The organism is Plantibacter sp. MPB07, from assembly GCF_046619465.1.
Taxonomy (GTDB): Bacteria; Actinomycetota; Actinomycetes; order Actinomycetales; family Microbacteriaceae; genus Plantibacter; species Plantibacter auratus.
Genome location: NZ_CP177043.1, coordinates 1,213,952 through 1,234,593 on the forward strand (window position 1 = coordinate 1,213,952; position 20,642 = coordinate 1,234,593).

The 20,642-nt window shown below is 69.4% G+C and carries 18 protein-coding genes and 1 tRNA gene; 14 read left to right on the forward strand and 5 right to left on the reverse strand.

Translation table 11 applies throughout. The features are described from left to right. The first annotated feature begins 32 nt into the window (after positions 1-32). On the forward strand, positions 33-1,277 hold the full coding sequence (locus ACLIME_RS05705) for a D-alanyl-D-alanine carboxypeptidase family protein (protein WP_124769375.1): 1,245 nt from the start codon (positions 33-35) through the stop codon (positions 1,275-1,277). A 39-nt stretch (positions 1,278-1,316) separates the two neighbouring features. Here ACLIME_RS05705 and ACLIME_RS05710 read toward each other — a convergent pair whose 3' ends face one another. Beyond that, a complete protein-coding gene (locus ACLIME_RS05710; protein WP_079705978.1) occupies positions 1,317-2,126 on the reverse strand; it encodes an SGNH/GDSL hydrolase family protein in 810 nt (269 codons plus the stop codon). 148 nt (positions 2,127-2,274) lie between these two features. Here ACLIME_RS05710 and ACLIME_RS05715 point away from each other — a divergent pair, with 148 nt between their 5' ends. Next, positions 2,275-4,092, forward strand: coding sequence for a DEAD/DEAH box helicase (locus tag ACLIME_RS05715; RefSeq protein ID WP_229938898.1), 1,818 nt, complete (start codon positions 2,275-2,277; stop codon positions 4,090-4,092). Positions 4,093-4,337: 245 nt separating this feature from the next. On the opposite strand, the gene ACLIME_RS05720 is transcribed toward ACLIME_RS05715, so the two are convergent. Further along, positions 4,338-4,421, reverse strand: a tRNA-Leu gene (locus ACLIME_RS05720). 176 nt (positions 4,422-4,597) lie between these two features. Between ACLIME_RS05720 and ACLIME_RS05725 the strand changes: the two genes are divergently transcribed. The 3 genes from ACLIME_RS05725 to mshC all read left to right on the forward strand — a co-directional run bounded on the left by ACLIME_RS05725 (position 4,598) and on the right by mshC (position 8,091). Continuing rightward, complete coding sequence (locus ACLIME_RS05725) at positions 4,598-5,917, forward strand: M20/M25/M40 family metallo-hydrolase (protein WP_085510930.1); 1,320 nt, start codon at positions 4,598-4,600, stop codon at positions 5,915-5,917. A gap of 114 nt (positions 5,918-6,031) precedes the next feature. After that, positions 6,032-6,856, forward strand: coding sequence for an undecaprenyl-diphosphate phosphatase (locus ACLIME_RS05730; RefSeq protein WP_071260226.1), 825 nt, complete (start codon positions 6,032-6,034; stop codon positions 6,854-6,856). Further along, on the forward strand, positions 6,853-8,091 hold the full coding sequence (gene mshC, locus ACLIME_RS05735; RefSeq protein WP_411558403.1) for a cysteine--1-D-myo-inosityl 2-amino-2-deoxy-alpha-D-glucopyranoside ligase: 1,239 nt from the start codon (positions 6,853-6,855) through the stop codon (positions 8,089-8,091). Before ACLIME_RS05730 ends, mshC begins: the two co-directional genes overlap by 4 nt. A gap of 46 nt (positions 8,092-8,137) precedes the next feature. Here mshC and ACLIME_RS05740 read toward each other — a convergent pair whose 3' ends face one another. Beyond that, complete coding sequence (locus ACLIME_RS05740; protein ID WP_064296958.1) at positions 8,138-9,064, reverse strand: PAC2 family protein; 927 nt, start codon at positions 9,062-9,064, stop codon at positions 8,138-8,140. Between the two features lie 117 nt (positions 9,065-9,181). Here ACLIME_RS05740 and ACLIME_RS05745 point away from each other — a divergent pair, with 117 nt between their 5' ends. From ACLIME_RS05745 to lnt, 9 genes are all read left to right on the forward strand, one after another. Next, positions 9,182-9,850, forward strand: a complete 669-nt coding sequence (locus ACLIME_RS05745) for an HAD family hydrolase (protein WP_159880293.1) — start codon at positions 9,182-9,184, stop codon at positions 9,848-9,850. Next, positions 9,847-10,911, forward strand: coding sequence for a tRNA (adenine-N1)-methyltransferase (locus ACLIME_RS05750; RefSeq protein ID WP_192004882.1), 1,065 nt, complete (start codon positions 9,847-9,849; stop codon positions 10,909-10,911). The genes ACLIME_RS05745 and ACLIME_RS05750 overlap by 4 nt, the downstream gene beginning before the upstream one ends. 71 nt (positions 10,912-10,982) lie before the next feature. Beyond that, positions 10,983-11,939 carry an FKBP-type peptidyl-prolyl cis-trans isomerase gene (locus ACLIME_RS05755; RefSeq protein ID WP_124769380.1) on the forward strand — a complete coding sequence of 319 codons (957 nt, stop codon included), beginning with the start codon at positions 10,983-10,985 and terminating at the stop codon, positions 11,937-11,939. 78 nt (positions 11,940-12,017) lie between these two features. Continuing rightward, positions 12,018-13,058, forward strand: a complete 1,041-nt coding sequence (locus tag ACLIME_RS05760; protein WP_079705985.1) for a helix-turn-helix transcriptional regulator — start codon at positions 12,018-12,020, stop codon at positions 13,056-13,058. Then, the gene (locus tag ACLIME_RS05765; protein ID WP_192004881.1) at positions 13,051-14,061 is read left to right on the forward strand and encodes a WYL domain-containing protein; all 1,011 of its coding nucleotides are present in this window, start codon (positions 13,051-13,053) and stop codon (positions 14,059-14,061) included. The genes ACLIME_RS05760 and ACLIME_RS05765 overlap by 8 nt, the downstream gene beginning before the upstream one ends. Before the next feature lie 81 nt (positions 14,062-14,142). Next, positions 14,143-14,412, forward strand: a complete 270-nt coding sequence (tatA, locus tag ACLIME_RS05770; RefSeq protein ID WP_079705987.1) for a Sec-independent protein translocase subunit TatA — start codon at positions 14,143-14,145, stop codon at positions 14,410-14,412. 138 nt (positions 14,413-14,550) lie between these two features. After that, complete coding sequence (tatC, locus tag ACLIME_RS05775) at positions 14,551-15,312, forward strand: twin-arginine translocase subunit TatC (protein ID WP_071260381.1); 762 nt, start codon at positions 14,551-14,553, stop codon at positions 15,310-15,312. Further along, positions 15,309-17,729 carry a DEAD/DEAH box helicase gene (locus ACLIME_RS05780; RefSeq protein ID WP_079705988.1) on the forward strand — a complete coding sequence of 807 codons (2,421 nt, stop codon included), beginning with the start codon at positions 15,309-15,311 and terminating at the stop codon, positions 17,727-17,729. Before tatC ends, ACLIME_RS05780 begins: the two co-directional genes overlap by 4 nt. Continuing rightward, entirely contained in the window at positions 17,726-19,309 is a 1,584-nt protein-coding gene (gene lnt, locus ACLIME_RS05785; protein ID WP_411558404.1) for an apolipoprotein N-acyltransferase, read from the forward strand. The genes ACLIME_RS05780 and lnt overlap by 4 nt, the downstream gene beginning before the upstream one ends. 60 nt (positions 19,310-19,369) lie before the next feature. Here lnt and ACLIME_RS05790 read toward each other — a convergent pair whose 3' ends face one another. Then, positions 19,370-19,732 (reverse strand): RNA polymerase-binding protein RbpA, encoded by a 363-nt coding sequence (locus ACLIME_RS05790; RefSeq protein WP_064296965.1) that lies wholly within the window; start codon positions 19,730-19,732, stop codon positions 19,370-19,372. A 127-nt stretch (positions 19,733-19,859) separates the two neighbouring features. Continuing rightward, a complete protein-coding gene (locus ACLIME_RS05795) occupies positions 19,860-20,639 on the reverse strand; it encodes a glycerophosphodiester phosphodiesterase family protein (protein ID WP_411558405.1) in 780 nt (259 codons plus the stop codon). Positions 20,640-20,642: the final 3 nt, after the last annotated feature.

Sequence of the window (20,642 nt, forward strand, 5' to 3'; positions counted from 1 at the left end):
GTACGCGCAGGAGCGCCGGGTAGCATGACCGGGTGCCACTCACGAGACGACAGATCTACCGCCGCCGCCGTCTCGCCGTCTTCGGCGTCCTCGCCCTCCTCATCGGGCTGTTCGGCTACAGCGCTGGCGCGCTGCTCCGTCCGGTGCCGGCCGCGGCTGCGATGCTCGAATCCAGCGACGCCCTCACCACCTCGCTCGTCCAGCAGACCACACCGGTCGCCTGGCCAGGGTTCGGTCGGGGCGCCATCGGTGCCGTCGGGTTCGACGGCGTCCTGAGTTCGAGTGGCGAGCAGACGCCGTTCCCCATCGCGAGCATCACGAAGACGATCACCTCCCTCGTCGTGCTGGAGGCCAAGCCGCTCGCGGCGGGGGATCAGGGCCCGTCCATCACGCTGACCGACGCCGACGTCGGGTTCTACTACGACACCATCGCGGAGAACGGTTCAGCGGCACCCGTCGTCGCCGGGTCGGTGTTCACCCAGCGGCAGATGCTCGAAGCACTGCTCCTCCCGTCGGCGAACAACTACAGCATCTCCCTCGCCGTCTGGGCCTTCGGTTCGGTCGACGCGTACCTCGACGCGGCGCGCGCCTGGCTCGATGCACGTGGGCTGACGGGCACGACCGTCACGAACACGAGCGGGCTGGGCGAGACGAACGTCAGCACCCCGAGCGACCTCGTGACCATCGGCAAGCTCGTGCTCGCCGACCCGGTGCTCTCGTCGATCGTCAAGGAGCCCACCGCGGTGCTGCCCGCCATCGGCGAGGTCGAGAACACGAACGCCCTCCTCGGCCAGTACGGGGTGACCGGCATGAAGACGGGGACCGACGACGCCTCCGGCGCCTGCCTGCTGTTCTCCGCCGACCTCCAGGTGCAGGGGCGGACGGTGACCGTCGTCGGCGTCATCCTCGGTGCCGACGACCACACCGTGCTCAACGAGGCCGTGGTCTCCCTGTTGCAGAGCGTGCCGGCCGGATTCCACCAGGTCCAGCTCGCCACCGCCGGGCAATCGGTCGGCTCGTACTCGACCGCATGGGATCAGGCCGCGAAGGTCGTCGTGGCGTCCGACGCCTCCGTGCTCGTCTGGCAGGACACCCCGATCACGGTCGAGAGCCGCGCCAGAGCCATCGACGCCGGTGCCGCCGGTTCGACGGTCGGGAAGCTCAGCTACACCGTGGGAGCGGGCGCGGAGGGTGGTGCGGCGACGATCGACGTCCCGCTGGCCCTCGACGCGGACGTCGCCCCGGTCACGCCCTGGTGGCGCCTGACCAACCCGTGACCGCAGCAGACGCCGGAGCCCGGGTGATCGGCCGGACGGTCAGACGTCGAGTTCCTGGTCCTGCGCTGCGACCGTGAGGAACGGGCCGGCGAGCGGTCGCTTGGCGGTGATGTGGTCGCCGGACGACTGGTGCCGCACCCGACGGAGCACCCACGGCACGAGGTACTCACGCGCCCAGGCGAAGTCCTCGGTCCGGGCCTGACGCCAACGCCTGACGGGGAGCGGCTCCGGCTGCAGCGGCTTGAGGTCGTTCTCCACGTTCAGCGCGTGCAGGACGAGGCGGGCGACCTCATGGTGGCCGAGCGCGTTCAGGTGCAGGCGGTCCGGCGCCCACATCCGCGGATCCTGGATGGCCTGGAGTGCCCACTGGTCGGCGATGATGCAGTCGTGTCGGGCGGCGATGGCCCGCAGGTTCTCGTTGTAGATCGCGACCTTGCCGCGGATGCTGCGGAAGACGGGAGAGAAGCCGACGTCCACGCCGGTGAACAGCACGACCGTCGCTCCGTCGCTCCGGAGGCGGATGATCGCCTGCTCGAGTCGTCTGGCGATGTCGTCGGGGTCGGTGCCGGGCCGGATCACGTCGTTGCCGCCCGCCGAGATCGTGATGAGGTCCGGGTGCAGCTCCAGGGCGGGCTCCACCTGGTCGTCGAGGATCTGCTGCGCGAGCTTGCCGCGCACGGCGAGGTTGGCGTAGGCGAAGTCCGAGTTCTGCGCGGCCAGCACCTCGGCGACCCGATCGGCCCACCCACGGTGCCCGCCCGGCGCGCCCGGCTCGGGATCACCGATCCCCTCGGTGAACGAGTCGCCGATGGCGACGTACCGCGACCAGGGATGGTGCTGTTCGGTCATGGGTGGTTCCTCCTGCTGTGCATCCGGAACCTCCAGCGTACGCCCGCCCCTCGGCTGGCGGATCAGTCGCGAGTCGGACATCGGGATGGGTGTCGAGGCCGCACACGATGGTCGGCGGTGTCGGTGCGGCCGGGTACAGTGGTCTCCAGTGAACGCGGAAATCTCTTCGACCCAGCACCTGGGCGGGTCCGCAGCCGAACACCTCTCACCGGCCTTCCCGGAACGCGCAGCGTGGGGCACGGCGAGCAAGCTTCGAGCCTGGCAGGCCGAGGCGCTCGAGCAGTACTTCACGACCGAACCCCGTGACTTCCTCGCGGCGGCGACACCGGGCGCAGGCAAGACGACGTTCGCGCTACGGCTCGCCTCCGAACTCCTCCATCGCGGCACGATCGACCGCATCACGGTCGTCGCCCCGACCGATCATCTGAAGCGCCAGTGGGCCGAGGCCGCGAGCCGGGTCGGCATCCGCCTCGACCCGAACTTCGCGAACCGCGACCAGGTCTTCGGCCGCCACTACCACGGTGTCGCGGTCACCTACGCCCAGGTCGCGGCGAACCCGCCCGTGCATCAGCGCACGACCGACTCGGGTCGCACCCTCGTCATCCTCGACGAGGTCCACCACGGCGGCGACGCCCTGAGCTGGGGCGACGGCATCCACGAGGCCTTCTCGCGGGCGACCCGTCGCCTGTCCCTCACCGGGACCCCGTTCCGGTCCGACACGGCACCGATCCCGTTCGTGGTCTACCAGCCGGACCACCAGGGCATCCGGACCTCCGTCACCGACTACAACTACGGGTACGGTCGCGCGCTCCAGGACGGGGTCGTCCGTCCGGTGCTCTTCATGGTCTACGCCGGTCACATGCGCTGGCGGACCAAGGCCGGCGACGAGATGGAGGCCCGCCTCGGCGAGGGAAACACGAAGGACATCACCTCCGCGGCCTGGCGCACCGCCCTCGACCCGCAGGGTGACTGGATCCCGGCGGTCCTGAAGTCCGCCGACCTCCGGCTGTCCGAGGTCCGTCAAGCGGTCCCGGACGCCGGCGGACTCGTGATCGCCACCGATCAGACGACCGCGCGAGCCTACGCGGCCATCTTGCACGAGCTGACGGGGGAGCAGCCCACGGTCGTCCTCTCCGATGAGAAGGAGGCCAGCGATCGGATCGCCGACTTCTCGGGGAACACCAAGCGCTGGATGGTCGCGGTCCGCATGGTGTCGGAAGGCGTGGACGTCCCACGACTCGCCGTCGGCGTCTACGCGACGTCGTCCGCCACGCCGCTGTTCTTCGCGCAGGCGATCGGGCGATTCGTCCGGGCACGTCGACGCGGCGAGATCGCGAGCATCTTCCTCCCGAACGTGCCGAACCTGATGGCCCTCGCTGAGAAACTCGAGCTCGAACGCGACCACGCACTCGACCGCCCGAGCGACCCGGACGCGGAGGGCGACCTCTTCAACCCGGAGGACGCCATGATGGCGGCCGCGGAGCGCGAGGACAAGGCTTCCGACTCACTCCTCGAGGAGTTCACCTGGCAGGCCGTCTCCTCGGACGCGCACTTCGACCGGGTGGTGTTCGACGGCGACGAGTTCGGCGAGCTCGCCCAGCCGGGCACCGAGGAGGAGTTCGACTTCATCGGGTTCCCCGGGCTCCTCGAGCCTGAACAGGTGCACGAACTGCTCGTGCAGCGCCAGAGCCGCCAGGCCAAGCGCGGGGCGTTCGTCGACAAGAACGCCGCATCGCCGAGTCCGCAGGCGGACATCCCCGCTCCGCTCTACCGCACCCTCAAGGAGCAGCGCCAGGTGCTCAACACCCTGGTGGGCCTGTACGCCAAGCACACGAAGGAGCCGCACGGACTCGTGCACGCGGAACTGCGACGCGTCTGCGGCGGGCCCGCCGTGGCACAGGCGAGCGTGACGCAGCTGCAGTCACGCATCGACCTGCTCCGGCGTCGCCTGGGTCACGGGCACTGAGGACAGCGCTTCTCCGCACGCGTGCTCCTGCTTCGCGGTCGGCCCGCCGGAGCTGCCCTTCGGCAGGCTCAGGGACCGGCGGTGCAGGCTCAGGGAGCGGCGGTGCAGGCTCAGGGACCGGGGGAGGTGCGCCGGTTCTCGCTCTGGCCGAAGACGATCTCGGGTGTCCGCGTCTCGTGGAGTCCGGCGGGAAAACAAGAACGGCCGGAGCTTTCGCTCCGGCCGTTCGCCGTCTCAACACGGTGTGCGCGAAGGGGGACTTGAACCCCCACGCCCGTAAGGGCACTAGCACCTCAAGCTAGCGCGTCTGCCATTTCCGCCACCCGCGCGTGTTGTGATCGTGTCCGGCTTTCGCTGGGCACGAGAAGAAACTCTAGCACGGATTTCGACAGCCGTTCACCACCTCGTACCGCCAGACGAAGTTCCCGACGCCCTCCGGCCGTGCGCCGACCGAGCAGAACGGGGGAGAGGTGCAGCGGTCAGGGCCGACGGGTAGCGTGGAACCATGACCTCCGGCTCAGACGCATCCGACCTCACGCTCGACGAGACCACGCGGATCGCGCGGGACCTCATCCGCATGGACACGACGAATTACGGCGAGGGCCGCTCCAACGGCGAGACGGAGGCGGCCGAGTACGTCGAGGCGTACCTCCGCGACCTCGGACTGGAGCCGGAGCTGATCGACGCCGCTCCGGGCCGGACCAGCGTGGTCGCACGGGTCGCCGGTGCGAACCCCGAGAAGCCGGCGCTCGTCGTGCACGGGCACCTCGACGTGGTGCCCGCCGATCCTGCGAACTGGTCGGTGGACCCCTTCGGGGGCGAGATCAAGGACGGCCTGCTGTGGGGACGCGGGGCCGTCGACATGAAGAACATGGACGCGATGATCCTCGCGTCGCTCCGCGAGATCCTCGGCAGCGGCCGTCGGCCGGAACGCGACCTCGTGATCGCGATGTTCTCGGACGAGGAGAACGGCGGCGTGTTCGGCTCGCACCACCTCGTGACGGAACGGCCGGAGCTCTTCGCCGGCGCGACCGAGGCGATCAGCGAGGTCGGCGGGTACTCGATCACGTTCGGCGGACGCCGCTCCTACCTCCTCCAGACCTCGGAGAAGGCCCTCGTCTGGATCAAACTGGTCGCGACCGGACGAGCGGCCCACGGATCCCGCTACGTGCAGGACAACGCCGTCACCCGCCTCGCGGAAGCGGTCGCGGCCATCGGACGCACCGAGTGGCCCGTCCGACTCACCGACACCACCGAGCAGCTGCTCCGGGAGATCGCCACCATCCTCGGGACCACGCCCGAACGGCTCGGCCCGGACGAGCTCGCCCTCGCGACGGGTACCGCCTCCGGCTTCATCCAGGCCTCGCTCCGCACGACGAGCAACCCGACCCTGCTACAGGCCGGATACAAGCACAACGTGATCCCCGATCGCGCCGAGGCGCTCGTCGACATCCGCACCCTGCCCGGCGAGGAGGACGCCGTGCTCGCGCGCGTCGCGGAGATCGTCGGTGAGGACATCGAGATCGTCGTCATGCACCGCGACATCGGTCTTGAGACACCGTTCTCGGGTCCGCTCGTCGACGCGGTCGTCGAGACCCTCGGGCGCCATGACCCCGGCGCCCCGGTGCTCCCGTACATGCTCTCCGGCGGTACCGACAACAAGGCGCTCTCGCTCCTCGGCATCACCGGGTACGGCTTCGCTCCGCTGCGCCTGCCGGAACACCTGGACTTCCCCGCGATGTTCCACGGAGTCGACGAGCGCGTGCCGCTCGACGCGCTAGGGTTTGGCAAGCAGGTCCTCACGGACCTCCTCCTCGACTACTGACTTCCCACGGTCCGTCTCCGCGCCCTCCGAGCCGCGAGACGCTCCAGGAGCCGCCCCGCCGACGACTGCCGGATCCGGCCGAACACCAGCCATCCGGCTGCAGAAAGGTGCCCTGTGGACCTCATCAACGCCATCATCCTCGGACTCGTCCAGGGACTCACCGAGTTCCTGCCGATCTCGTCGAGCGCACACCTGCGCATCCTCGGCGAGTTCCTCCCGGGGGCGAAGGACCCTGGCGCGGCGTTCACCGCGATCACCCAGATCGGTACCGAGGCCGCCGTCGTGGTGTTCTTCTGGCGCGACATCGTCCGCATCATCTCCTCCTGGTGCAAGGCCCTCGTCGGCAAGATCCCGAGGGATGACGCCGACGCCCGCATGGGGTGGCTGATCATCATCGGCAGCCTCCCCATCGTCGTGCTCGGCCTGTTGTTCCAAGACGAGATCGAGACGACCTTCCGCTCACTGTGGATCGTCGCGATCATGCTCATCGTGTTCGGCATCCTGCTCGGTGTCGCCGACGCCGTCGGAGCGAAGAAGCGACGCCTGAAGAGCCTGACCTACCGCGACGGTGCGATCTTCGGAGGCGCCCAGGCCCTCGCCCTCATCCCCGGTGTCTCCCGCTCCGGTGGCACGATCACGGCGGGGCTGTTCATGGGCTACGAGCGCCGTGCTGCGGCGCGGTACGCCTTCCTGCTCGCGATCCCCGCGGTGTTCGGCAGCGGCTTCTACCAGGTCTTCAAGAGCATCGGTGAGCCGAGCCCGTACGGACCGGTCGAGACGCTCGTGGCCACGGTCATCGCGTTCGTCGTCGGCCTCGCGGTCATCGCCTTCTTCATGAGCTACATCTCGAAGCGCAGCTTCCTGCCCTTCGTCGTCTACCGCATCGTGCTCGGCGTCGTCCTGCTGGTGCTGCTCGGCACGGGCGTGATCAACGCGTGAGGGCCTGGTCCGCCCCGGTCGTCCCGCAGCTGCCCGGCTCCGGCACGGCCCCGTGTCTCTGGGACACCCCGAGCGCCGGGCTCATCGAGGCCTCCGCCGAACGCACGGCGCGGTTGTACGTCTGCGGCATCACGCCGTACGACGCGACCCACCTCGGCCATGCGTCGAGCTACCTCGCCTACGACACCCTGCAGCGCGTCTGGCTGGACGCCGGCTACGAGGTGCACTACGCCCAGAACGTCACCGACGTGGACGACCCGCTGCTCGAGCGGGCCACCGCGACCGGCGTCGACTGGGTCGAACTCGCAGCGAGCCAGGTCGAACTCTTCCGGAGCGACATGGAACGCCTCAGCATCCTGCCCCCCGAGGACTACGTCGCGGTCACCGAGGTCATCGGACCGATCGCCGACGCCGTCGCGCTACTCATCGAGCGCGGTGTCGCCTACACGGTCGCCACCCCGGACAGTGCCGCCGGAGACGACGTCTACTTCGACGTGCGCGCCGCGGCCGACGACGTCTGGCACCTCGGCTCGGAGAGCGGGCTCGACGAGGCGACGATGGCCGCGTTCTTCGCCGAGCGCGGGGGAGACCCCGACCGAGCCGGGAAACGCGACGCCTTCGATCCACTGCTCTGGCGGGCGGCGCGCGACGGTGAGCCGAGCTGGGAGTCACCCGTCGGCCAAGGGCGTCCCGGCTGGCACATCGAGTGCTCGGTCATCGCCCTCCAGCACCTCGGATCCGACTTCACGGTCCAGGGTGGCGGCTCCGACCTCGTCTTCCCGCACCACGACCTGAGTGCCGGGCATGCCGCAGCGCTGTCCGGTCGCCCGCTCGCCAAGGTGTTCAGCCACGCCGGCATGGTCGCCTACGAGGGCACGAAGATGTCGAAGTCCCTCGGCAACCTCGTCCTCGTCTCACGCTTGGCCGCCGACGGAGCAGACCCCTCGGCCATCCGACTCGCGATCCTCGCGAACCACTACCGCAGCGACTGGGAATGGCATGACGAGCACCTCGTCCTGGCCGATCGTCGGCTCAGGACCTGGCGTTCGGCCTTCGCGACGGACGCCGCGAGTGGAGCGTCCGCCGTCGAGCTACTGCAGGCGATGCGGGTCCGACTGGCGGACGACCTCGACACCCCGGGTGCCATCGCACTCGTCGACGCCGCAGCGACGACCGGCGTCGACGACGCCGACCTCGCGCGGTCGGCCGTCGACGCGCTCCTCGGCGTTCGCTGAGCAGGACGGCGGCTCACCGGAGTCGCGCGACTGCGAAGGGACCGGGCTACTCGCGGTCCTTCCGCCAGGGCTCGTCGCCCTTGCCCTCGTCCCGACGGAGGTACCGCTCGAACTCCTTGGCGATGGCCTCGCCGCTCGCCTCGGGCGACTCGACGGTGTCGCGAGCCTGCTCCAGCTGCTGGATGTAGGCGGCCATGTCCTCGTCTTCGGCGGCGAGCGTGTCGATCCCGCTCTGCCACTCGCCGGACTCCTCGACGAGGGCTCCGCGGGGGATGACGACGTCGATGAGCTCCTCGAGCTTGTCGATCAGCGCCAGGACGGCTTTCGGGGAGGGCGCGCTGTGCACGTAGTGGGGGACCGAGGCCCAGACCGACAGACTCTGGACGCCCTGCCGCTCGGCGGCGTCGGCCAGCACGCTGAGGATGCCGACCGGCCCTTCGTACGTGCTGCGCTCGAGCTGCAGGGCCTGCCGCAGCTCCGCGTTCTCGCTCGACGCGAAGACCGAGATGGGTCGCGTGTGCGGGACGTCGGCGAGCATCGCACCGAGCATCACCATGCCGGTGATGCGCTGCTCGGTGATCACAGCGAGGATCTCGTCGACGAACGCCTTCCAGCCGCGGGAGGGCTCAGCGCCGAGCAACACGTAGACGTTGTCGCCGCCGCCCTCGCTGACCCGGAGCGCAGCGTCCTCCGCCAGAGGGGTCGCGGGCTTCGCCGCTTCGGGGTCGGGCCCCGAGATCGTGGTACCGGGCCAGGTCAGGGACCGTTTGCCGTCCTCGTCGACGCCGACCGTCGGCCGGTTGAACTGGTAGTCGTAGTAGGGCTCCGGGTCGATCTCGAGCAGCGGGCGGAGGGCGAGCGAGTCGCGAAGCACGCGCACCGCGCCGCTCGCCGCCTCGCCGGCATCGTTCCAACCCTCGAACGCCACGACGAGCAGGCGACCGCCCAGCGGCTCCTTGGTGTCTTCCGTCACGTCTCACTCCTCGGTGCACGGGGACCTTCCGCGACCATCCATCCAGGATAGGCGCTTCACCACCCGGTAGCATGGCACCCCGTGACCACTCTCCTCCCTGCCGCAGTCCTCTGGGACATGGACGGCACCGTCGTCGACACCGAGCCCTACTGGATGGAGGCCGAGACCGAGCTGGTCGCGGCCCACGGTGGCACCTGGACCCATGAGGACGGCCTCCTGCTCGTCGGGAACGGCCTCTGGGACTCGGCCGCAGTGCTCCAAGGCCGCGGGGTCGCGATGGACGCGGACACGATCGTCGCCCACCTCACGGACCACGTGCGGCGCCTCATCCAGGAACGCGGCGTCCCGTTCCGTCCCGGGGCCCAGGAGCTGCTCCACGAGCTCCGGGAGGCCGGCGTGCCGACCGCACTCGTCACCATGTCGATCCGGTCCATGGCCGAGGACATCGCGAGCGGCATCCCGTTCGACGCGTTCGACCTCATCGTCGCCGGCGACGAGGTCGAACAGCCCAAGCCCCACCCGGACCCCTACCTGAGGGCCGCCGAGGCACTCGGTGTCGACCCGCGCGAGTGCATCGCGATCGAGGACTCCGCCACCGGTCTCGCGTCCGCGCTCGCGGCTGGGACCATCGCCGTGTCGGTCCCGCACATCGTGCCGATCCCCGAGGGCCCGCACCACACCACCTGGGACACCCTCGCCGGGCGCTCCGTCGCCGACCTCGCCGAGCTGCGCTCGACCGCGAGCGGCTCCACCCACCACCCCGAGACAGAGGCAGCACAGCGATGAGCGCGAACCACCAGCCGGCGAACAGCGGGCCCTTCCGCGAGGGCGACCGCGTCCAGCTGACCGGACCGAAGGGGCGGAAGAACACCATCACGCTGGAGGCCGGCAAGGTCTTCCACACGCACCGCGGGATGATCGAGCACACCACGATCATCGGCCTGCCGGACGGCAGCGTCGTCGCCAACACCGAGGGCATCGAGCACCTCGCGCTCCGGCCGCTGTTGGTCGACTTCGTGATGTCGATGCCTCGCGGTGCCGCCATCATCTACCCGAAGGACGCGGCCGAGATCATCGGCCAGGCGGACATCTTCCCCGGCGCGACGGTCGTCGAGGCCGGTGTCGGTTCCGGCGCGCTCTCCCTCTGGCTCCTCCGGGCCATCGGACCGTCGGGCAGGTTGGCCTCCTTCGAGCGTCGGGACGAGTTCGCCGACGTCGCCCGCGGCAACGTCGCGACCTTCTTCGGCTACGACCCGCAGAACTGGTCGGTCACGGTCGGCGACCTCCAGGAGACCCTGCCCGACACGATGCCCGCCGAATCCGTCGATCGCGTGGTGCTCGACATGCTCGCACCGTGGGAGTGCCTCGACGTCGCGTGGGAGGCGCTGAAGCCCGGTGGAGTGATCCTCTGCTACGTCGCCACCGTTACCCAGCTGTCCCGGGTCGCCGAGGCGATCCGCGGGACGGGCGGCTTCACGAACCCGCAGTCGAACGAGACGATGATGCGCGGGTGGCACGTCGAGGGACTCGCCGTGCGACCGGACCACCGGATGATCGGACACACGGGCTTCCTCATCACCGCGCGGAAGCTCGCACCCGGCACGGTCCTGCCCGAGCTGAAGCGACGCGCCTCGAAGAGCGACTTCAGCGCCGAGGACGTCGAGCTGTGGACACCGGGCGCCCTCGGGGAACGCTCCGCGAGCGCGAAGATCCTGCGGAAGCGTGCCAGGAGCGCCGGGGCGAGCGCCGAGCTCTCCCGGGCGCGGGGCCTCGACGGCGAGAGTGCGGGGCCCGACGGGTCGATCGAACCGTCCGCCGCTGAGCCGCCGCTCGGCGACGATCGTTGACCCCGGTTCACGTCGACTAAACTGTGCGACGGCGACCTGCCGTCCCACCCGTACCACCGAAACGAGGATCCGTGCGCACTGCACCAGCTCTCATCGCCGCAGCAGGCCTCCTGCTCGTCTCCCTCACCGGGTGCACCGCGCCGGGCTCGGCCTCGTGCGACACCGCGGCGTCCGCCGGCGACGCGACGAAGCTCATCAGCGTGTCGGGTGACTTCGGCGCCACCCCGAAGGTGGAGCTCCCGAAGCCGCTGTACACGAAGACGACGGAGCGCCAGGTCGTGATCCAGGGCGACGGTCAGCAGGTCTCGGCCGACGGCACCGTCAACCTCAACCTGATGCTCCTCAACGGACGCACGGGCGACGTCCTGCAGCAGACGGACTTCAACGGGCCCGCGAGCACCCTCATCGCCCTGTCCGGAAGCCTCCCCGGCTTCGCGAAGGCGTTCGCCTGCACGACGGTCGGATCCCGTGTCGTCGCGGCGATCTCACCCGAGGATGCGTTCGGCCCGAGCGGTGGCAGCGAGGCGAACGGCATCAAGAAGGACGACGCGATCATCCTCGTCGCCGACATCCAGGGTGCGGCGCTGCCCAAGGCCGACGGTGCCGAGCGCCCGATCCCGTCAGGGTTCCCCTCCGTCGTGACCGCTCCGAGTGGTCAGCCCGGCATCACCATCCCGGCGGCCCCAGCACCGACCGAGACGAAGCACACCCTGTCCCGCGTCGGCGACGGTGCCACGGTCAAGGCCGGCGACCAGGTCATCGTCAACTACACCGGCGTGCTGTGGGATCAGAAGAGCGTCTTCGACAGCAGCTGGGAGAAGGGCCAGCCCCTCGTCTTCCAGGCCGACGGCGGTCAGATGATCAAGGCCTTCAACGACGCGGTCGTCGGCCAGCAGGTCGGCTCGCAGATCATCCTCGTGGTGGCGCCGAAGGACGGCTACGGCGAGCAGGGTTCGGGCAGCGTCCCGGCCGGCGCCACGCTCGTGTTCGTCATCGACGTGCTCGGCACGCAGCGCGCGGCGCAGTAACCGACACGCCTCGGATACGGCCCGTCCCACGCCCGCGTCGCGGGTGGGGGACGGGCCGTCCGTCGGTAGACTGGACCGGTGTCCTCAGCCCGCGAGTCCCCGAAGCCGGTCCCGGTGGAGGAGCGACTCTTCAGCCTCGTGCTCGCGCTCCTCGCCACGCAGACCGGCCTGACGAAGAACGAGATCCTGTCGACCGTCCAGGGGTACCGCCAGCAGTATTCGAGTGGCGGTGGCAACGCCAGCCTCGAGCGACAGTTCGAGCGCGACAAGGACAACATCCGCGAACTCGGCGTCCCGCTCGAGACGATCGAGCAGCCGGGTGAACCCGGCAACAACCAGTCGATGCGCTATCGGATCCCGAAGGGCGCCTACGAGCTCCCCACCGACGTCCGGTTCACTCCGGCGGAGCTGTCACTGCTGTCGCTCGCAGCCACCGTTTGGCGTGAGGGGTCGCTCTCCGGCCAGTCGCAGCGCGCGATGACGAAGTTGCGGTCGCTCGGCATCGAGCCCGACGAACCGATCATCGGATACGCGCCGAGACTCCGCACCCGGGAGGCCTCGTTCGAACCGCTCGACGCGGCCCTCGAACGTCGGTCCGTGGTCGCCTTCCCCTACCTGAAGCCCGGCGAGGCGCGGCCACGCGTCCGCACCGTCGCACCGTTGGCGCTCGTCCAGCACGAGGGTCGCTGGCACCTCTACGCGACCGACCGGACGGTGGACGAGCCCCGGACGTTCCTCCTGTCGCGGATCGTCGGTCCGGTCAAGCCGACGGGGGAGTCGTTCCCCGCCGACGACCGCGACCACGCCGCCGACGCGATCGACGGCCTGCGCCGCGTGTCTTCGTCGCAACGCGCCCTCGTCCGTGTCCGGCCCGGGACCGACGCCGCGGCCCGCCTCGGCAACCGCTACGGCGTCAGCGACACGGAGCGCACGGAACTCACCATCCCGTACCTCGACCACCACATCCTCGCCGACGAGCTCGCCGGGTTCGGCCCGGAGGTCGTCGTCCTCGACCCTCCGGCGCTCGTCGAGGCCGTGGCGTCCAGACTCGAGCTGGTCGTCGCCCGCCACCGCGCGACCGACGACGCACCCCACCCCGAGGAGACCGCCCGTGGCTAAGCGACCGGCGGCGCCCCGCGCCCAGGACAAGCTGATCTTCCTCCTCTCGCTCGTGCCGTACCTCATCGACCGCGAGCGGGTCACGGTCGACGAGGCCGCGCGGCACTTCGGTCTGTCCCCGCGCCAGATCCGAGAAGCGGTCGAGCTCTTGACGGTGTCCGGCGTGCCGGGCGACACCCGGCAGTACCTCGCCGGCGACCTCTTCGACATCGACTGGGGCAGCTTCGAGGAGGACGACGAGATCGTCCTCACCCACCGGGTCGCCCTCGACGACAGTCCTCGCTTCTCAGCCCGCGAGGCCTCCGCCCTCATTGCCGGCCTACAGTCGCTCCAGCGCCTTCCCGAGTTCGTCGACAGCGACGTCATCGGCGGCGTGATGGCGAAGCTCGCCCGCGGGGCGTCGTCCGCACCGGGCCAGCTCGCGGTCACCGAGTCCTACTCAGCACACGCGGTCGGTATCATCCGGTCGGCTCTGGCCGCCGGCCACAGCGTCGCGTTCGACTACGTCGACGCGAGTGGGGCGACCGAGGCGAGACTGGTGGACCCGCTGCGTCTCGAGTCCCAGGATCAGGACTGGTATCTCTACGGGTGGTGCCACCTGCGCGAGGCGACGCGTCGCTTCCGTCTCGATCGGATGACCGAGCTGCGGGAGACCGACGCCGAGGTCGTGTTCCGCGAAGCGGACGTCGTCGTCCCGACCGCGTTGTTCGAGCCGAGCGACTCCGACCGCAATGTCACCGTGCTCGTCCGACGCTCGGTCCTGCCGCTCATCGACGACTACGTGGTCGCCGTCGACAGCGCGCCAGGCAGCTCCGCAGCCCGCGAGGACAGCGACGCCGAGGTGACCGCGACCCTACGCCTCGCGCACCATCACGGCCTCAAACGACTGGTCGCCGCACACCCCGGGCTCATCACCGTGCTCGGCCCGGCGGACGCGCGCGACGCGGTCGCCGATTGGGCGGCCGCCGGTCTCGCGCAGTACCGCACGACATCCGCGAGCTGACTCCCGAGACTCCCGGCAGCAGAGCGGGAGATGCAGGGTAGAGTGAGTGGACCTCGACCTCGAAGATCAGGAACGAAGACTATGTTCGGCAACGCATTCACCGGGTGGCACCTCGTCATCATCCTCCTCATCGTCCTGCTGCTGTTCGGAGCACCGAAGCTCCCGGGTCTCGCCCGCAGCGTCGGCCAGTCGATGCGGATCTTCAAGAGCGAGGTCAAGAGCATGCGCGACGACGAGCCCGCCTCGCCCGACGCGACGGGCACGGTTCCGCCCGCGAGTACGACGCCCGCCGACCCGACTCCGGCCGCGACGGCCCCGCAGAAGCCGACCGACCCGCCGGTCAAGCCGTAACCCTGAGGACCACCCGAGCCCGATGACGCCAGCACCTGGCCCCCGACGAGTGCGCCTCGAACACGCTGCTCAGGAACGGACGATGTCGCCGTGGCCCTGACCGAGAAGCGTCCCAAGAAACAGAACCGCGAAGGGCGGATGTCGCTCGGCGAGCACCTCGTCGAGTTGCGGAAGCGGCTGTTCTACTCCGCCATCGGCATCATCGTCGGCATGGTCGCGGGTTTCATCGCCTCCGAGTGGATCATCGAGGCGATGAGCGCCCCCATCCTCGTCATCGCCGACGATCGCGGGCAGGCGTTCCTGAACTTCACCAACGTCACGAGCGCGTTCGACCTGCGGATGAAGATCGCCCTCACCGCCGGCGTCGTCCTGTCCAGCCCGGTGTGGCTCTACCAGATCTGGGCGTTCCTCGTGCCCGGCCTGACGCGCAAGGAGCTGAAGTACGCGATCGGGTTCTTCGCGACCGCCGTGCCGCTGTTCCTCGCGGGCTGCTACGCGGGCTGGTTCGTGTTGCCGCACATCGTCGAGCTCATGCTCGGCTTCACCCCGACGGCGGCGGCCAACTTCCTCGACGCCACCACCTATTACGACTTCGTCCTGAAGCTGGTGCTCGCGGTCGGTGTCGCCTTCGTCCTGCCCGTGTTCCTCGTCCTGTTGAACTTCGTCGGCGTGCTCTCCGCAGCGGCGATCATCAAGGCGTGGCGGGTCGCGATCCTCGTCATCGTGCTCTTCACGGCCATCGCCACGCCTGCCGCCGACATCGTGTCGATGTTCGTCCTGGCGATCCCGATGGTCCTGTTGTACTTCGCGGCCTACGGCGTCGCCGTCCTCCACGACCGCAGTGCGGCCAAGCGGCAGCGACGCATCGACGCCGAACTCGGTAGCGCGGGGCTCGCATGAGCGACACCGCTTCCCCTGCCGAGCGGTATCGGGCAGCAGCGGTCCGGAACGCGACACCGAGGCTCCAGGAGTTCCGCGCGAGGCAGCGTTTCGACCTCGACGCGTTCCAACTCGAGGCGTGCGAGCGGATCGAGAACGGCAGCAGTGTCCTCGTCGCAGCACCGACGGGTGCCGGCAAGACCATCGTCGCCGAGTTCGCGATCGCGCTGGCCATGCACGGCGACCGCGGCAAGGTCTTCTACACCACGCCGATGAAGGCGCTCAGCAACCAGAAGTTCCAGGAGCTCACCGCCGAGTACGGGTCCGAGCACGTCGGCCTGCTCACGGGCGACACGAACGTGAACGGCAACGCCCGCATCGTCGTCATGACGACCGAGGTCCTCCGCAACATGCTGTACGCGGACTCCGACGCGCTGACCGACCTCGCCTTCGTGATCATGGACGAGGTGCACTACCTGGCGGACCGGTTCCGCGGAGCGGTGTGGGAGGAGGTCATCATCCACCTCCCGCAGGCCGTCCGGATGGTGTCGCTGAGCGCGACCGTGTCGAATGCCGAAGAGTTCGGTGACTGGCTGCAGGCCGTCCGCGGCGACACCGCCGTGATCGTGTCCGAGGAGCGCCCGGTGCCCCTCACCCAGCACGTGCTGATGCGCAACAAACTCATCGACCTGTTCGCCGCGCCGAGCCTCGCCGACACCCATCAGGTCAACCCGGAGCTCGTCCGCATGGCGCAGTTCGGTGGCCGTGCGCCGAACAGCCGTCAATACAAGGACGTCAGCCGCTACAACCAGCGCCGAGCCCCGCATCGGGCCGAGAAGCTCGACCGTGGGCATTTCGTCCAGATGCTCGACGACCACCACCTGCTCCCTGCGATCTTCTTCGTCTTCAGCCGTGTCGGGTGCGACCAGGCCGTCAAGCAGGTCCTCCGTTCCGGCATCAGGCTGACCGAGGCGCACGAACGCGACGAGATCCGCCAGATCGTCGACGAGCACTGCCGGACCCTGCTCGACGAGGACCTCGCCGTCCTCGGCTACTGGGAGTGGCTCGACGGTCTGGAGCGGGGCGTCGCCGCCCACCACGCCGGTCTCCTCCCGGCGTTCAAGGAGGTCGTCGAGGAGCTCTTCCGGCGGAAGCTCGTGAAGGTCGTCTTCGCGACCGAGACCCTCGCGCTCGGCATCAACATGCCGGCCAGGACGGTCGTCCTCGAGAAGCTCGAGAAGTTCAACGGTGAGGCACGCGTCCCGATCACCCCGGGGGAGTACACCCAGATCACCGGGCGTGCCGGACGCCGCGGCATCGACGTCGAGGGCCACGCCGTGATCCAGTGGACCGAGGGGCTGCACCCGCAATCCGTCGCCTCGCTGGCCTCCCGACGCACCTACCCGCTCAACTCCAGCTTCCGCCCGACCTACAACATGGCGGTCAACCTGATCGACCAGTTCGGCCGTCAACGCACCCGTCAGATCCTCGAGTCGTCCTTCGCACAGTTCCAGGCGGACCGAGCCGTCGTCGGGATCGCCCGGAAGGTGCGCGAGCAGGAGTCGTCGCTCGCCGGCTACGAGAAGTCCATGGCCTGCCACCTCGGGAACTTCGTCGAGTACGCGGGCATTCGCCGTGAGCTCACGGACCTCGAACGCAAGGGCGAACCGAACGGCTCGCGCGCGTCGAAGGACCGTCGCCAACGCAAGCTCGCCGAACTCCGCAAGCGGATGCGGGCTCATGCCTGCCACGTCTGCCCGCACCGCGAGGACCACGCTCGCTGGGCGGAACGATGGTTCAAGCTCAAGAAGCAGACCGACCAGCTGCGGCAGCAGATCCAGACGCGGACGGGCGCGGTCGCGCGCGTGTTCGACCGGGTCGTCGACGTCCTGCTCGAGTACGAGTACCTGGCACGCGACGAGCACGGCGCGGTCGTCGTCGCGGCTCCCGGACGCACCTTGAAGCGCATCTACGGAGAACGGGACCTCCTCGTGGCGGAATGCCTGCGAACCGGTGCCTGGAACGACCTCGATGCCGCATCCCTCGCGGCGATGGCCGCCGCGATCGTGTACGAACCACGGCGTGAGGAGCAGAACACCCCGGAGCGTTTCCTGCCCCGCGGCCCGTTCCGCTCCGCGCTCGAACGGACGCAGGACCTCTGGAGCCGGCTCGACGACAGCGAACGGGAGCACCGCCTCCCGGGGAGCAACCCGATCTCGACCGGCCTCTCCCTCGCGATGCACCAGTGGGCCAAGGGTGCGAACCTCGACACCGTGCTCATCGAGGCGGAACTCGCCGCCGGCGACTTCGTACGGTGGTGCAAGCAGACCATCGACCTGCTCGATCAGCTCCGCGTCGTCGACGGACCGGTGGGTCGTCATTCGCGTGAGGCGCTGGACTCGATCCGACGCGGCATCGTCGCGTACAGCTCGCTGTGAGGTCCCTGCATCGTCGGAGCGACCGGCTCCGACCGATCGACGCGCTGGTCGACCGTCGTCCGCCGCTCCCGCTCTGGCTCGCGGCCGTCGTGGCCATCGCCGCCGGCCCGGTCCTCGACGCCGGCTTCCCGGACCGCGGGGTCTGGCCCCTGACGTTCGTCGGCATCGCCCTCGTCCTCCTCACCCTCATGGGGCGCAGCATCGGCGGTGCGCTCCTCGTCGGCTTCCTGGCGGGGGAGTCGTTCTACCTGATCCACATCGAGTGGGCGACCGCCTACCTGGGTCCCGTCCCGTGGGCGGCACTGTCGACGCTCGAGGCCATCTTCTTCGCGCTCGGAGCCGTGCTCATCACCCTGTCGTACCGCTGGGTGCCGCGCGCCTTCCCCGGAATCGGGGGACGCGTCTGGTTGACCGCCGCGGTCGTCGCCGCCCTGTGGACCGCCCGCGAGACGCTCGTGAGCACCTGGCCCTACGGCGGATTCCCGTGGGCGAGGATGGCGCTCAGCCAGTCCGAGAGCCCGTTCGCACCGCTCGTCGCCTGGATCGGGTTCTCGGGGCTGTCGTTCCTCATGGTGCTGCTCGTGGCACTCGCCCTGCAGCTCGCGGCGACCGCCGAGCTCCCGACGGTCAGCAGGGTCGGGACCGCGGTCCTCGCGGTCATCGCGGTGCTCGTCGTGCCGGCATGGCCGACGGCGACGACCGGGAGCATGCGGGTGGCTGCCATCCAGGGCAACGGCCCCGCCGGCTACTTCGATGCCGCAGCACCCGGCACCGTCATGCAGACGCAGATCGACGAGACGCTGCAGGTGCTCGACGCGGACGTCGACGTCGTGGTCTGGCCCGAGGGCAGCGCAGACCTCGACCCGCAGCGGGTTCCCCAGTCGGCTGCGGCCCTCGACGCGTTGAGCCGTCGCATGGACGCACCGTTCGTCGTCGGTGCGATCTCCCAACGCGGCGACCGCTACTACAACTCGTCACTCCTCTGGGACGCCTCGGACGGCGTCCGCGACGTCTACGACAAGAAGCACCCGGTCCCGTTCGGTGAATACGTCCCGGACCGGAAGTTCTGGGAGCCGTTCGCACCCGACCTCATCGGCCTCATCCAGCGCGAGTACACCCCGGGTACGAAGGACAACGTCTTCGACATCGACGGCGTGCTCGCGGGGATCAGCATCTGCTTCGACATCGCCGACGACCAGCTCACCCGCGACGCGGTGGCGGGCGGCGCGCGGATCGTGTTCGCCCAGACCAACAACGCGGACTTCGGGCAGACGGACGAGAATCAACAGCAGCTGGCCATCGCTCGACTCCGGGCGATCGAGTCGGCACGATCGGTCGTGAACATCTCGACCGTGGGGACCAGTCAGATCATCGGCCCAGACGGCTCGACGATCGACAGCATCCCGGCTTTCCGTCCCGGGTCGATGGTCTCCGAGGTGCCGCTGACGGACACGGTCACGCCGTCGATGGCATTCGGCCACCAGCTCGAGACGTTCATCGGTGGTATGGGACTCGCCTCGCTGGTCCTCGCCGGGTTCGCCGCCAGGCCCCGGCGCATCTCGAACCGTCCCCGGACATGACGATCGGCTGATCCGATACCGGATCAGCCGATCGAGGGGAGGCCTGTCAAGCGCTCGGTGTCACGCGCTCTTCTGCTGGCCGCGACGGGCGCGGAGATACGAGAGCCGCTCTTCGAGCAGCTCCTCGAGCTCATCGCGCGAGCGGCGCTCGAGCAGCATGTCCCAGTGGCTGCGGGGCGTCTTCACGTCACCGCGGTCGACGACGACGGGCTTCGAGTCGACGAGGAGGACGGCCTCCGCACCGCAATGGCGGCACTCCCACAGTTCGGGGACTTCCGCATCGGCGGCGAAGGTCATGGTGGTCTCGCGCTCGCAACTCTGACACCGGTAGATGTGGTTGCTCCGCGCCGAGAATATGACGCCCTCTTCCGTTTGTAGACTCTGGGCGCCCAGGCGCATTCCGCGCAAACTGCGATCTGCCATTGTGTGGTCTCCTCTCGCTCGGCATCCACAGTTATAAACCCACAAGCTGGGTAAACTGTTCCGTTCACCCATCCGGCTCTCAGCTCCTGCCCAGCTGCAGACGCGCCAGCTGAGGCGAGCCGACCCGTCAGCGCGAGCGGACCAGCTCGAGCGCGAGATCACAACGGTCGGTGACGAGGCCGTCGACGCCGAGATCCAGCAGGCGTCGCATGTCGGCGGGCTCGTTGACCGTCCACACGTGCACCTCGACGCCGAGGGCGTGCATCTGTGTGAGGAGACGCTTCGTCACGACGGGCACGCCGCGGAACCGTTCGGGCACCTGGAGCGCCTGGACACCGTCGAGCGACCGACGGAGTGCTCCGCGGAGACCGAGGGTGGCCGCGGGGAGGACGCGGAGCAGGATCCGGGCCGACGCGGATGAGGCCACGGAGTCGGCACCGGCCTCCAGTCCCACGGCCCGCACGATCGCGGAACGTCTGCCCTCGTCGAAGGAGGTGACGAGCACCCGATCGGCGGCACCGGCGCCGACGATCGCCGCAGCCGCCGGCGCGGCCGCTGCCGCGGCCTTGATGTCGAGGTTGAAGCGTGCCCCGGGGAACTCGGCCAGCGCCTGGGACAACGTCGGGATGCGATCGCCGCCGAGGTCGATCCGCTGGAGTTCCGCGAGTTCGAGGTCGGCGATCGGTCTCGGATCGCCCGTGATGCGGCGAAGGGACGGGTCGTGGAAGAGGACGGCGTGTCCGTCGCGCGTGCAGTGCGCATCGGTCTCGACGTACTCGGCGCCGGCAGCCAGGGCACGACGGAAGGACGACAGCGTGTTCTCGGGGACCCCCGGCCCGGCCAGCCCTCGATGGGCGAGGACCCGAGGGCGGGCCGGACGGAAGTAGGGGAGGACCGCTGTCGTCACCGC